Consider the following 13,287-nt stretch of genomic DNA (forward strand, 5'->3'; position numbering starts at 1 on the left):
AAAACCTCTACCAACTCCTGCCATCCAACTGGCCCAAATACCGCCCTAAATAAAAATCACTTTTTCTGCAATATGGGGTTGGTCGGAGGGATACAAATGTTCCGGTTCTGTAAATGGTCTTAAATTTTGCAACCATTGTTATTTTGGGTTTGTAGATCCAAAGAAATCAGAAAAGATCACCGGAAGGGTGGGTCAGTTTCAACTGAAATAGGTGGGTCAGTATGCACTGAAACACCTGGGTCAATATCGACTGAAACAGGTGGGTCAGTTTACTCCGAAATCGGTGGGTCAGTATGGGGTGAGATTATCAAGGAGAGCATGGTAAGCATCCAACGCTTACCTAAACGAGGCCCTCCAAAGACAGTGTTTTCTACTGTACCCACTCAATTTTAATTCCTGATTTTAATCGGGCTGGCGAAGCTATGCCCATGCCACAAAAAAGCCCTTCCAAAACAGGTCTGGAAAGGCTGAAAACAATCTAACTTTTTTGACTCGAGGCAAAATCTGATGGCAGGGTTTACTTTTCAATCTAATTGGACACATCCTTTCCCTCCAAAATTACCGACTCAATCCCCATAAGAACTTCACGGTTTCGTGCAACAGCGGTTTCATTGTTCGTGCTCCGCACGCAACGAAAACCTAGTTGTTAGGCACAGTTTTTATTTCGTAAATATCTTTAAGTATTTAATCATATCCTTTGTCACTGTTGTTTTGTTGGTCATTTGTATATGTGCGTCAGGTTGTCTAAGTTTGAGAAATTGAATAATAAACCAATAATTATTCAAATGAATTGGTTCTAATTCGTTCATTAAGTCGCAAGGGCATGAATGATTTGTTTTAAAAACTTTTTGATAAACCTCAGCATAATAGTCCGAATTTACCGTTTCTGAATTTTCTTCAAGTTCACTTGATTTAATTTCTGTTTTTATTGATTCGTCTATGAAAATTGCAATTTGTTTATTCATTGAATAAGCAATCATTATCTCTGCAATTGTTCCATATAATTCGTCACGCTCTAGATAAGCAACAATCAAATTTGATTGGGAAATCATTCTAAAGTCCTCTTGAACAGTTTCGGAAAGATAAATTCCTGTATGGTCACAACCAGAAAATTCTGGGTGATAGAAGCCAATCTTTTTGATTAAGTTTTTGGATTCTGATTCTAATTGAGCTCTCCACCAAGTAACAGCACCTCTAATGGCTTCAGAGGGCATTTGACCTGCTGTGTAAACTTGTAAATCTGTTGTCTGGTGTATGGATTGAAAGGAAGGATTCCGTTCTTTGTTTTCAAAATAACTTTGATAAAGACTTGGTTGTCGTTTCAATTGCTCCTCCAGCCAGTCAACGTCAAATACCAAAATTTTGAAAGGATACTGATTCTTTACACCCTCAAGCCAATCATGAACATTTGGATTCAATGTGTTGGTCAGAATTATTGCATAATAGTCAGGTGAATGCATTCTAACTTTATTCAACTCTTCGCCAATGTCTGCTGAAGTTAGATTAGTGCTAACATATCTTTTGCATTGTATAACCCAATTCTGTGTTTCTTTTGAACCATAAAGTAATTGCGTCTGCTTTTGTGCTAAAATATCTCTTCCTCGGTCTCCTGTTTTTCCAAGTCGTCTTATATTATAGAAGCCTTCGCTTTGTATAATTTCAGTACAAAGCTGTTCGAATCTGTCAGGTGATATTTTACTCCAATCTGTCATTTTATTTTATTCTATACTTTTCTTTTTCTTTGATAATTATTACAAACTCTTTGTATAATTGAATAATAACATCAACATATCTTTGACTTTCTTTATTTGCTTTTTCAGGATCGTAGTTAATTGATTCGTTATTTTCTTTTTTTTCAAGCACTTTAATATAGGTGTCAAGCTCTAGTATCTCTTCACCTATTTTGTTTAGTAATTCCCATGCCTTTTCATAACATTCAACATCAATTATTGTCTGATTGTCACGTAAAAAATTAAATCCTGATAAATAATCATTATATGCCTGAGTGTGAAGTTCACGCAGGGATGTTGATGATGCATACCTAATTCTTGTTCTCCACGCAGTGCCAAAACTGTCCACAGCTTTTCTAATCTCAAGAAATACTTTTGAATAGATTTCCTTTCTCCAATTTATAATCAATAAATAAAAGAGTAATAAGGATATCACTATTAAAGTGAACCCAATAAAAAGCGCTAAATTATTAGGCTCTGAATTAAAAACCTGTTTATTTATTATTGAAATTAATGCCATCAAAATCTTCTCATTGCATAAGGTAACTCCAGATGTTAATAAAATTGATGCAACAGTAAATACAATTCCTCGTCTATAAACTTCTATAGTAATCCATTTTGTCGAAATTTTGAATGGCAGCATAAATTGTCTTTAGGGTTTTTAAAATTGTGCCTAATCGGGTCAGGCAAGGGAATTTCACCCTCACCTTCCCACAGAACTCCCGAAGATCTGGACAGGCTGTGCGTGAGACTCTCACCTCACACGGCTCTTCATGTTTATTAATCGCTTGGTACTAAAAGTACCTAAGGTTGAATCAATTTCCAATGCTCAAAGAAGCATAGACTTATCATGCAAAAGATTACTGCCAGAATCTAAGCCAATCACTTGATTGGTTTAGAGGCGTTACGCCCGCACTAAGGGTCCTTCACCCAATGGAACGGTCTTCGTATTGATCTTTATTCAACATTCAAGCCAAGCGCAGCGCCTTCATGCTTGGCTTTGCAAGCCGCACGAAACCTTAGTTGTTAGCGGTTGTTTTTTTAATCTATTCTACCACAAGTCCAAGTAGCCTGAGCAATTGGCTCCCCTTCAAAATAGGCTATCCCAGATTGTTTAATAATTCTATTACTTACCCTAATATTCTTTATCTCATAACGAATTTGATCACCATAGGTCACGCCTTTAAAGAACTGAACATCATTCATGGCAGCAAGCCCAAAAAAGCCATCTGCTAATTTTGCTTTCTTAATTCCTGCTCCACCACACTGTGCCATTGATTCAATAATAATCATTCCTGGAATATATTCGTAATCAGGAAAACTACCCGTAAGCATCTTGTCATCCTCTTTATTAAAAGTTTTTAAACCGACCACTGAATCATTATTCGCGCTCAGTATCTCATCTACAAAAATGAATGGATATCTATGTGGAATTAAACTTTCTATTTCTTTTTTCATTATTTCTTATTTATGGTTTGCAAACGCAGGTTTTTCAACATGACTCACAACGGTCAGCAAATTGCGGACGACCCCCTCTGGGAGGAGTCAAATTATCGTAGGGACTGAGTGAGTTTGTAACTTCACTCTAATATCCATACCAATTTGTAATTGGTTTTGCCACCTCACCCCCTCCCTCTCCACATGGAGAGGGAGGGGGTGAGGTGGTAGACTTGTAGATTCCAATCCAATCTGGGCTGCACTAGTCAGGAGCAGGATCATTTTGAAGAAGCGGAAAATCAAGAAAACCCTGAAATGCTGGAATCTCTTGGTCAGTCAAGGATTGGCAATTGACTAACTGTCAATTAGATTCTCAAGAAATGAAAAAATCTGGAACTAAAAAATACCAAAACTGGGTATTTTTAAGGTGAATCGGAAAAAGTTTTCCACAAACTCACCTATTCCTCTTTTACCTAAGTAGCCCCGGAGATCCACGCGAAAGTCAAGCTTTAGGGGGCCAATATGCTCTGGAATCCAGGTTGAAATCCGATTTAAGGGGTCAACATTCGCCGGAATGTAAGTAGAATCAAGAGCCTGAAGGCCCTTTTTGAAACTGAAAGACCTCCGGACTTAGGGGGTCAATATGCTCCGGAACATCCAGGGCCAATTTAGGAATAATTACTCCCAGGATTAAGGTACTTTCATCCTTTGGAAGAGTAATCGTTTTGAGCTATATTCAGAGTTCAAGGCAGACACAGAGCTTTCCTTTTTCACGCTTCGCACGCAATGAAAGCCTAGTTGTTAGCACCAGTACTTATTTGACAAGTCGCCTATATTCTAACGAATAGTTTGTCGCTTGTTCAGGGTTGTGTTCTACAGTAACATTTTCATCGTTTCTAAACTCTGCGTTATTTGACCAATTGTAGGATCCTGTTATGACTACTTGATTGTCTATTACGCAAAATTTATGATGCATTATACCACCTTTAGTTCCTTTTAGAAAATAATGATTGTGAAACATGGTTATGTCAACACCATATTTTGCGTTTATTGAATCATCAAAAATTGCAACTCTAACGTCTAGACCTTCATTTTGCTTATCAAGTAATTTTGCATAAAGTGTCTTATTTGTCAACCAGGCATAAACAACCCAAATAGAAATTTTAGCCTTGTCTAAAGCTGTCAATATTCTATTCTGAATTTCTTGAAAATGGGCCTCATTGATTACTGGTTTAGCTTTCATTATTACTCCGCCTTGAATATTGTAAGTCCCGTCATTTTGTTCAATTACATAACCTTCATCATTTAGAAGACCTTGTATGTTGTCAATTATTTCCGGCATTTTATTAATTACAATGTTTAGTAAGTCTCGTAACGAACCATCATTTTTACTTGAAAGTCGATTTAGTCTGTCTTTGACATACTCTGTTTTGCTTGGTGGTTGCCCATTCTTTTTACCGATGTAAGGAAGTCCTCCTTTGTCGGATGAGTAGATGTCTTTAAAACCGAACTGGTTGAAAAGTTTAACTAAGTCTTTTCCTTTTCCATATCCGATTATATGAGGAGAAATGTTATCAATAAAATATTCTGTCACTTTCATTGGATGTCTTTTTAGTATTGGTGCTAATTGGGTCAGTCGAGGGAATTTCATCCTTACCTTCCCAAAGAACTCCGGTAAAAACGGGACTGGCTGTGCGTGAGACTCTCATCTCACACAACCTGTCACGATCCTTATCGGGAGCTCTTTATGTTTGTAAATGGCTTCGTACGAGAAGTACCTAAGGTTGAATCAATTTCAAATGTTCGAATAAGCATAGACTTATCATGCAAAAGATTGCTGCCGAAATCTAAGCCTATCACTTGCTTGGCTTCGTGGCGTTACCTCCGCGCTTAAGGGACTTTCACCCGTTGGAACGGTCATCGTTATGACCTATATCCACCATTCAAGGCACACACAGCGGTTTCATTGTTCGTGCTGCGCACGCAACGGAAACCTAGTTGTTGGGTGCTGGCCTTCTGTCTTTCGTCATCCTACTTGGTTTTCTGAGTAATGTCCTTTAATGTGAGCCAAGAAGAATTTACCTACTGAATCACTTCCAATAAATTCATAATAAGTGCTTTCTGGGAAGTCGTAATATTGCCAAACTGCACCGTTTTTTTTGAATTCGATTTCAAGTGTCGAAGTATTCGGGTCAAACCCAATACTCGCTATCATTGATGATACTACGTATTGTCTGTCCATATTTAAAATTTTTGTTGTCTTATTCTCGTAACAACGGTTTTATAATTTTCTTCATTTGTCGGGTGTTCTTGTTGCCATTTTTCAACAAGTTTTGGGTCATCACTTGTTGGTCTTGGAACATTAAGTTTAAGTCTTACTCTTGAGGGAATTTTAATTGCTTCTCCAACTATTATCGCTTCACCTGTCCGTAACGAAGGGAGTAGGTCAATCAAGCTGTTTAAGTTGTCGGGTGCAGAGGATTTAACTATTGACTGGTCACCCGAATTAGTTAATCGTAACGCAATGAAAGTTCCCACTTGTGCTAAGATTGTTTCTGAAATTTCTGATGGTCTTTGGGAAATTACTAAAGCCCCTAAACCAAACTTTCTTCCTTCTTTGAATACTCTTTCTACCGCTGCTTTTGAATAACTGTTATTGTCATTTTTGTTAAGATAGTTGTGTGCTTCTTCATAAGCCAAAAGGAGTGGTCTGTTTTTTCCTGTATATGGTTCATTCCGCCCCCAAAACATACTATCATAAACGAATCTTGTTATTAATCCAACTGTAATATCAAGGACTTCAAAAGGAACTCCGCTTAAATCTAATATTGAGAGTTTACTGTCGCTTCCAATCCATTCATTTAAGAGATGATGTAAATCCTTATCTGAATCAGCATCTTTGAAGTCTCCTGGATTAAAAAGGAAATCAAATCGTGAATCTTTGAGCCTTGATAAAATTTTCTTCTCGTAAGAGTAAAATTCTTGGTGCTGTGATTTATATGGTGGTTTGTCGTTGCTCGTTGAAAGATGTGAAGTGAATTTTGCACCAATTAGACTTTCTGCATCTCCGTCACCTTCTTTGATTGAAGTAGCCAAATTTTGTTCATCCTTTTTTGTAGTATTAAAACTAGCATTTAACCACCAATTCATTTCATACCATAGTTTTCTCGCACTGAAAGGAATTGGCGAATCGCTTGTAACAAAGTCGGGATTAACTATACCCGATTTTAGATTGCAATTCTCCTTTTTGAGATTTGTAACTAATTCTCGAAATAAACGATAATCTGGTTTTTGGTCATCTGTTGGTTTTGCTCCTACTAAAAAGTATGCAAGCTCGTCAAAGGACATTAACCAAAAAGGAATGAATAATGGATTGGCTGGGTCATTAATTTTTAGAACTTTGGCTTCAGGAAAAGCCGAAGAATATTCTCCGTGAGGGTCAACAAGAATAATTCTTGACCCTTGATAGCCATTCAAAATTGCTTTGAGAATACTAACTGTTGTATTAGACTTACCACTACCTGTTGAACCCAAAATTGCACAGTGTCTCAAAACTAATCTGTGTATATCTGCATAAACGCTTAAATTTTCAGAAGATGAGTGTTTGCCGATTTCTATAGAACCTGCATCTTTTTTGCCATAAATATCAAATAGGTCTTTTTCAATAACTATGTGAACTTCATCATTGATTGTTGGGTATGTCCCAATACCTTTTTCGAAATCATCTTCTCCAACTTTTTCGCCAACAAGTTGAACAGTTAAAAACCTTGAGCCAAAACTATATTTTAGAAGCGTTTCATCTGTTTTGCTTGGAGTATTACTCACTGATGAAACAATACCGTAAATTGTAATATTGCCAATCGGAATCTTTACGAATGTTCCGATTTGTCCAATTTTATAAAGGCGACCGTTTATAATAGGAGCTGCTGATGGTATGTCGTTTGAAACTTCCACTTCAATTGTTCCCGAGTCAACCCGTATTATGTGACCTAAATATGTTATCTCGGTTTTCATTTAGTAAGGTTTTCAATTGCTTCTCTTTTTCCTGAATTGGAAACAAGAAAGTTTACAAGTTCATTGAAGTCACCAAGTTTGAACGTGTTTGTTTTGGAATCCCAATAAGTTTCTGATTTTTCATTTAGTTTCAAATCATCCGCTGAATAGTGCCATTCTCCCAAATTGCCGTTTACAATAGCCTTTGTTGGCCCAAAGACTATGAGATTCATATATGAAGATATTAGTTTATGCAAATTCTCTACTTCAGCATCTTGGAAAAAGAAAACCAAGGCAGTTAATCTATTATTCTGCCTTAAACAGTTGAATATAATTTCGTTTATATGTTGGTCGGAAAATGAATAGCCTGAGAAAATAAAAAGGAGTTCCCCGCTAAGTAAATAGTTTTTCAATCTGTCGAAATAAGCTATAAACGGCTGTTTCTTGGATGAATCGTATTTTTCCTTTGAAGGGTAAATTACCAATTCATTTTTCTCATCTTCTATTTTCTCAATTTTCCCTTGTCGAATGATTTTTTGTGCCTTTGTTGCTGGGTCAATTTTCCAAAACCAACTCAATGAGCCGTGAATTTTCCAAAGTCTAATCCAATTTTGAGTCAAGTCATTTTTTGAGACAAATTGATCAATACTTTCTTGCCAAAAGAAAGGTTCAAATGAACCAACAAATCCATCAAAATAGGGAATTTGGCTCGCTTCTAATGATTTCTCTATTATTAGGTCGTAATTTGTTGTGAATATTTCTTTTGAAAAGTCTCTATTCAGCATACTTAGCCAAGCAAAGAACTTTTTTGTTTGACTTATATCGGCTACCGCTTCTTTTGCAGCAATGATTTGATAAATTATTTTACAAATTTCAATATCGAGGGTTTTGGCTGATTCGCCTGTTATGTCTTGATAGCTTTTTGTATTGACTTCCCCTGTAATCTCTCGAATCCTTCTAATATGATTTAATATGTCTTCAATATTGACATTTCGGTCTGTAATAATGGTTTTTAAGTCTTCTTTAATTGCAAGAAAGTTGTCTTTGTTGGCTCCCTTTAGATCTGCTTCTATACCTGCTGTCAATTGTTCAACATTTGGTATTTTTAATGCACAAGAAGTCCCTGCACCAAAAAAGAATCCTATGTTTTTAGAATAGGATAAATGTGTTTTCAGTTCTCTTACTTCTCTTATTAAGTTTATTTTTTCCATTTCATTCGATTTGTCTATTTGGTCTTTGGTCGTGCCTTAGGCTTGCCACCAACGTAAAGAGTTTTAAACGCAATCTGGCCAAAAAAGAGAAGCCTTGGGAAGTCGGTATTCCATATTTACCTCACCCCTCCCTCTCCTTAAAGAGAGGGCGATCATTCAGTGGAAAATCCATGATTTGAAATCCCCTGGCACTTCTCCCGCTTACTCTCGATTGTTATCAAAAGCTTCGTTACTTCTACCTCACCCTACACAGCCTACAATCTGACCCATGGCTAAAATCTTTTTCAAAAAGATTTCTCAACGCCTCGTCCTACCCTACTATCCTTACCTATCTGTAATTGACCTCTTTTCCTACCCTGTATGCTGCCAGCAATAACTACTTCCTGCCGATGCTTTTCGGGAGCACCGAGAACCTGCTTTGATTTACCTCACCCCATCCCTCTCCTTCAGGAGAGGGCGATCGTGTAGTAGAAAGTCCAAGGCTAGAAATCCATAGGGCTTATCCCGGTTACTCTCGCTGATTATCAAAATCTTCGTTAAGCTAAGAAAGGGAATTTTAGGGAGGAAAAAATACCCACAAGTGGGTATTTTTGGTATCAAAAGGAAAAAATTGAGGAAGAATAGAGGTTTTTCTCGTGCTAAATGATAAAATCCAGAAAATACTCACCTACACGGATCAGTTGCAGGCTTTGAAAGCAAATTCTGGTCAATTCCGGTCAGCCAATCAAGAAAATAGGGGCGAATATCGCCCAATCACTTAGATTTAAAGAAAAGATTATCCAATAATGGCTAAAACCAATACCCAAAAGAATACCAAATCCATTCAGGAAACCATGTGGGAATCTGCCAATTAATTAAGAGGAAAGGTGGAAAGGTGTCACTTTCCATCTATAAAAATCAATACTAGTTGGATTTCAATTTATCAATTCCCTAAAAGCCTTATAATAAAAATTCAATGACTTAACGGCCTTATGGGATCAACTTGAACAGGAAATCGAAATCCAATACACTACCCTAGAACACTCGATGCAGAGTTGTTTGAGGAAGGTGGTGTAAGTGGAATAATTCTATTCATTAAAATGACAAGCTTGTGTGTTTTTAATTTTGACTTCCAATTTTATCAGGGTCGATAACTTGAAAAATAGCCAAAATTCTATCCCACCTATCAGAAAATCCAAATTGTTGATTTCTATCTGGGTTTGATTTTAGTTCAATTAGTCTTTGCTTAAAACTTTCTATGGTTTCAAAACCAAAAACCCTTTTTACCTTTTCCAAATGCTTTCGAGAAATCATTCTATACAATATTTCAATTCTTCCTACTTCTCGATAGTTTCCTTGTTCAAAATAAATATAAAGATAGGGGAACCAATACTTTTTCTTTAAAACTGCGATGTAGTGGCAAAGAAGGTCAGCTTCTACAAGTTCTTGTTTTGAAACTTCTTTCATCAACCTTGATGTAAATAAATGTCCTAGAGGGGAAGTATACCTTTGCTGTTCAATATGTACGTAATATTGGGTTAAGTCTTCAATTGACCTTGAGATAAAATATGTATAATCTCTCCCTTCATTTTGATAATTTTCCCTATCCCTTGTAAAATATAATGCAGAAAATAGATTTTCTATGAATTCATAAGATCTATATTTTAAACCCAAAGCTACGAGGTAAAGGAAAAATTCGTGAATTGGCAAAAGAAAGCCCTCATATTGATACGCGTAGTGTGAGCCATTCCCCTTACTATTCAAAAGAGTTGTCATTTTCTCGAAAAAAGAAATTATGATATCAAAATCAAAATTTAATTGAGAACGAATGAGTTTTTGGAAAAACAATATAAAGTCATTCCGGATAGGAGTATATTGGTTTGAGAAATTAACGAGAGCTTTACCTGCATCAGACCTATATGAACCGCTACTTACTATTTCAAATTGGTTCATTTCTTCAAAAACACAATCAAGAAATTCTTGGATTAAACCATTTAACCTATCTGGATTACGCTCCATTTGATTATCAAGCCTATTAACTAAAAAAGAGGTTTTAAAAGTGTTAACAGCATCCTGAAACAAGTATTTAGGAGGATTACCTAAAGCAGGCTTTGAAATGGATGGCCTGTTGAACAAGTTCCTTAACAACTCTTCATAGTTGTTTTCAAAAGAGCTTTCATCAGAAAGATCAAAGTACAACCTGGTTTTGAGATATACAGGCAGGATTGGGGTTCCGTCTTCATCTTTTTCTGTAACTATTGGTATAAATTTTTCCTGATCACTCGCTTTGTAGATTCCCGGGGTGATGATTTCCGTTTCGGTTCCTACTCCTCCTCTTCTATCATTAGCTTTATCAACATATGTTTTATCACATATTATAAGTACTTTTTTTATTGCAACATCCGAAACCATTGACTCCATAAACTTATGAAGGTCATGGCCAGGCTTTAAATCCCATTTATCTAATACAACATCTACACCATCATGTCGGAGGCGATTAGCAAGCCTGATAGTCCAATCTTGATGATTTGAATTGGTTTGGCTGTAAGAAATGAAAACTTTGATCGTTTCTGGCTCTTCCATATTTAACAATTAGGATTATTGATGATGGACCTTAATTGCCTGTATTTTAATTAACCATGCAAATTTGTCCTGCCTAAATAAATTTATCTAACTCCACGTCAGGCATTTCATTAAAGGTCTGCCCATTGAGTTTTCTGCCTGCCTTCTTTTTGTTTTTCCCACCCCACTGTTTGAAAAAGAAAGCGACTTTGGCGGCTTGGCATTGCTCCTGAATATCCAAGACCCATTCCGGGTCCATAGGTCGAGGTTTGTGTCCACTCTCTCCTCCGACGATGACCCAGTCGATTCCGTCCAAGTTCATATTTGGTAATGGCCCTATCAGCGGTTCACAGGAGAGGAATTTGACCTTCGCTCCGGTCTGACGTAAAAAATCAATCCGATCCAGAACCCGATCATCTTCGACTGAGACCCCCATCCAGATATTGTGCGCCCAAGGCAGGAGATGGCTGATTTCGGCGAGTCGATCTGCCCGTTTGGTCAGGACTTGGAAGACATGCTGTCCATTGTCCTTCATGACCTGAAATACCTTTTGGATAAATTCCAGCGGCACATCCTTGTGAAACAGATCGGACATGGAATTGACAAAGACCACTTTGGATTTCTTCCAGGTATAAGGAATCCCTAAGGCATCCTCATGGATTCGCACCTTTTTGAATCCCGCTTGGTACTTCTCTACTCCCATTGCCTTCAGGCGCTTGGTCATGACTTCGGCATAGCAGAATTTGCAGCCTGCGGAGATTTTGGTGCAGCCCGTGACCGGATTCCAGGTCAGTTCGGTCCATTCAATTGAAGTTTGTGCCATATTTCTCGTTTTTCATCTTTTTGATAATATCGTTGGCAATATTAACCGCCGTTTGATTGTTTGATGCCAAAAAGAAATGATACATAATACAATGTGTTGAGTTTTCAAGCTCATAAGGATTTGAAACAAATTTGAAAACCTCCTTAATCTTCTGGGTGTAAAGCACTTTGATTTTATCTACTGCTTTAACATTCTTGCTGGTAGTTATCATTTTGTTCCCGAACAGGTCAATCGATTCAGATACTGAATAAAATGTTTCAACAATTAAGTTCTTTGGAATCCCAAAAAACCGCTCCAGTTTAAGAAACCATGAATCCGAAATTTTGCCTGACCTAGCCAACAATCGATTTGGTCCTAATCCCGTAGGAACTAAAATCCATAAATCCACAGAAAGATCCTTTAGAGCTGAAATGGATTCCCAGTTTACCTCCATACCGCAGGGATCTACAAATGCTAAGGCCTTATATGCTCTTCCTTTTCCCTTCAAAAACTCGGCTAAATCCAAGAGCTTTTTGTTACAATCATCAGCAACCACATAAACGCCACTTCTTTTTATTGATTCTAAACCTTTTTCAAGACGCGCTGCTTTTGCCTTGTCAAGTTCAACAAAATAATAGATGTCAAAAAATCGAGGTTCTTCGATTGAGATAATACGTTTGGCAGCACCTTCAATTATCTTCTCGTCAAGAACTCCATCCACTTCAATATCCCCAGATCCCGCAAACCCATCAAAATAAAGTAGCTTCCAGTAAGGCCTGTCTTTCATTATTTCCAAGTAGGCGCGAGCATACTTCTCTACTATTTTAATTTTTTCGTATGTCCATATCCCACCAAACTTATTCATATGTAATTAAGCCTATTTGAGAAATTCTATTTGGTTTTCTAATGTCCCCTGAGGAAATCAAAATCAGTATCCCAAACCAGATGAGTTTTTTAGGTTGAATTGATAACTGACTTATAACCATTTACTTCCAAAGATTTAGTAATGGCAAGAAAGTGATTTTCTTAAAAGAAAAAATACCCACTAGTGGGTATTTTTCATCTGATTCGATCTTTTTATCTTAGTGAAACTCATTTTTTTATGGCACGACTGGGCATTATTTTACTCCTACTCGGATTAGCTGTTTCCTGCAGTACGATTCCTGATCCTATCCCAGCGAGTCCTGAACAAGTGGAAACGGATAGCCTCATGGCTATCTACGGTAAATCGATCGTCACCAAGAACCTGAATTACCTCAGGTATTTCCAGCTGGACAAAAATGGAAATACGCTACTCTACGGAGGTACATCCAATCGATTCTGGTTCGGAGCATTCAGGCCTGACCGATCCCTTATCAAAGAAAACTTAGTCAAGCTTGATTTAGAGAACAGGTTCGAACAGCCAGTTTCCAAACCTACCGCTATCAGCCATCGGGTGCTGGATAAATTGATATTTGAGGTTATTACCCGTGAGCAATGTATCCATCCGAAGAACCACATCTTGAAGGGTAATGGAATGGGGACTAACGTTGCGGGATGGAAAAGACTATTCATGACACCTATCGAGAGCTGT

Annotated in this window: 11 protein-coding genes; 1 reads left to right on the plus strand and 10 read right to left on the minus strand. The window is 37.3% G+C overall.

From position 1 onward, the window contains the following. Positions 1 to 659 precede the first annotated feature (659 nt). The 10 genes from CLV31_RS21475 to tcmP all read right to left on the minus strand — a co-directional run bounded on the left by CLV31_RS21475 (position 660) and on the right by tcmP (position 12,579). Positions 660 to 1,712 carry a restriction endonuclease gene (locus CLV31_RS21475; protein WP_111395147.1) on the minus strand — a complete coding sequence of 351 codons (1,053 nt, stop codon included), beginning with the start codon at positions 1,710 to 1,712 and terminating at the stop codon, positions 660 to 662. Between the two features lies 1 nt (position 1,713). After that, positions 1,714 to 2,373 carry a hypothetical protein gene (locus tag CLV31_RS21480; RefSeq protein ID WP_111395148.1) on the minus strand — a complete coding sequence of 220 codons (660 nt, stop codon included), beginning with the start codon at positions 2,371 to 2,373 and terminating at the stop codon, positions 1,714 to 1,716. A 398-nt stretch (positions 2,374 to 2,771) separates the two neighbouring features. Beyond that, positions 2,772 to 3,188 (minus strand): 3-hydroxyacyl-ACP dehydratase FabZ family protein, encoded by a 417-nt coding sequence (locus CLV31_RS21485; protein ID WP_111395149.1) that lies wholly within the window; start codon positions 3,186 to 3,188, stop codon positions 2,772 to 2,774. A gap of 793 nt (positions 3,189 to 3,981) precedes the next feature. Next, the gene (locus CLV31_RS21490; protein WP_181452694.1) at positions 3,982 to 4,767 is read right to left on the minus strand and encodes a phospholipase D-like domain-containing protein; all 786 of its coding nucleotides are present in this window, start codon (positions 4,765 to 4,767) and stop codon (positions 3,982 to 3,984) included. Between the two features lie 426 nt (positions 4,768 to 5,193). Further along, the gene (locus CLV31_RS21495; protein ID WP_111395151.1) at positions 5,194 to 5,409 is read right to left on the minus strand and encodes a KTSC domain-containing protein; all 216 of its coding nucleotides are present in this window, start codon (positions 5,407 to 5,409) and stop codon (positions 5,194 to 5,196) included. A gap of 2 nt (positions 5,410 to 5,411) precedes the next feature. Further along, positions 5,412 to 7,181, minus strand: a complete 1,770-nt coding sequence (locus CLV31_RS21500) for an ATP-binding protein (RefSeq protein WP_111395152.1) — start codon at positions 7,179 to 7,181, stop codon at positions 5,412 to 5,414. After that, complete coding sequence (locus CLV31_RS21505) at positions 7,178 to 8,371, minus strand: SIR2 family protein (protein ID WP_111395153.1); 1,194 nt, start codon at positions 8,369 to 8,371, stop codon at positions 7,178 to 7,180. The genes CLV31_RS21500 and CLV31_RS21505 overlap by 4 nt, the downstream gene beginning before the upstream one ends. Positions 8,372 to 9,469: 1,098 nt before the next feature. Next, positions 9,470 to 10,933 (minus strand): toll/interleukin-1 receptor domain-containing protein, encoded by a 1,464-nt coding sequence (locus CLV31_RS21510; RefSeq protein ID WP_111395154.1) that lies wholly within the window; start codon positions 10,931 to 10,933, stop codon positions 9,470 to 9,472. A gap of 73 nt (positions 10,934 to 11,006) precedes the next feature. Then, positions 11,007 to 11,735, minus strand: coding sequence for a DUF5131 family protein (locus CLV31_RS21515; protein ID WP_111395155.1), 729 nt, complete (start codon positions 11,733 to 11,735; stop codon positions 11,007 to 11,009). Next, a complete protein-coding gene (gene tcmP / locus CLV31_RS21520; protein ID WP_111395156.1) occupies positions 11,716 to 12,579 on the minus strand; it encodes a three-Cys-motif partner protein TcmP in 864 nt (287 codons plus the stop codon). The genes CLV31_RS21515 and tcmP overlap by 20 nt, the downstream gene beginning before the upstream one ends. A 237-nt stretch (positions 12,580 to 12,816) precedes the next feature. Here tcmP and CLV31_RS21525 point away from each other — a divergent pair. Next, positions 12,817 to 13,287 (plus strand): hypothetical protein (locus tag CLV31_RS21525; RefSeq protein ID WP_146250959.1); only part of this gene is annotated, 471 nt, incomplete at its 3' end.

The organism is Algoriphagus aquaeductus (assembly GCF_003253485.1).
Lineage (GTDB): Bacteria > Bacteroidota > Bacteroidia > Cytophagales > Cyclobacteriaceae > Algoriphagus > Algoriphagus aquaeductus.

Coding starts and splice junctions, on each gene's coding strand:
- CLV31_RS21510 (WP_111395154.1), bottom strand. CDS start 10,933: ATGGAAGAGCCAGAAACGATCAAAGTTTTCATTTCTTACAGCCAAACC.
- CLV31_RS21500 (WP_111395152.1), bottom strand. CDS start 7,181: ATGAAAACCGAGATAACATATTTAGGTCACATAATACGGGTTGACTCG.
- CLV31_RS21505 (WP_111395153.1), bottom strand. CDS start 8,371: ATGGAAAAAATAAACTTAATAAGAGAAGTAAGAGAACTGAAAACACAT.
- CLV31_RS21495 (WP_111395151.1), bottom strand. CDS start 5,409: ATGGACAGACAATACGTAGTATCATCAATGATAGCGAGTATTGGGTTT.
- CLV31_RS21480 (WP_111395148.1), bottom strand. CDS start 2,373: ATGCTGCCATTCAAAATTTCGACAAAATGGATTACTATAGAAGTTTAT.
- tcmP (WP_111395156.1), bottom strand. CDS start 12,579: ATGAATAAGTTTGGTGGGATATGGACATACGAAAAAATTAAAATAGTA.
- CLV31_RS21485 (WP_111395149.1), bottom strand. CDS start 3,188: ATGAAAAAAGAAATAGAAAGTTTAATTCCACATAGATATCCATTCATT.
- CLV31_RS21490 (WP_181452694.1), bottom strand. CDS start 4,767: ATGAAAGTGACAGAATATTTTATTGATAACATTTCTCCTCATATAATC.
- CLV31_RS21515 (WP_111395155.1), bottom strand. CDS start 11,735: ATGGCACAAACTTCAATTGAATGGACCGAACTGACCTGGAATCCGGTC.
- CLV31_RS21475 (WP_111395147.1), bottom strand. CDS start 1,712: ATGACAGATTGGAGTAAAATATCACCTGACAGATTCGAACAGCTTTGT.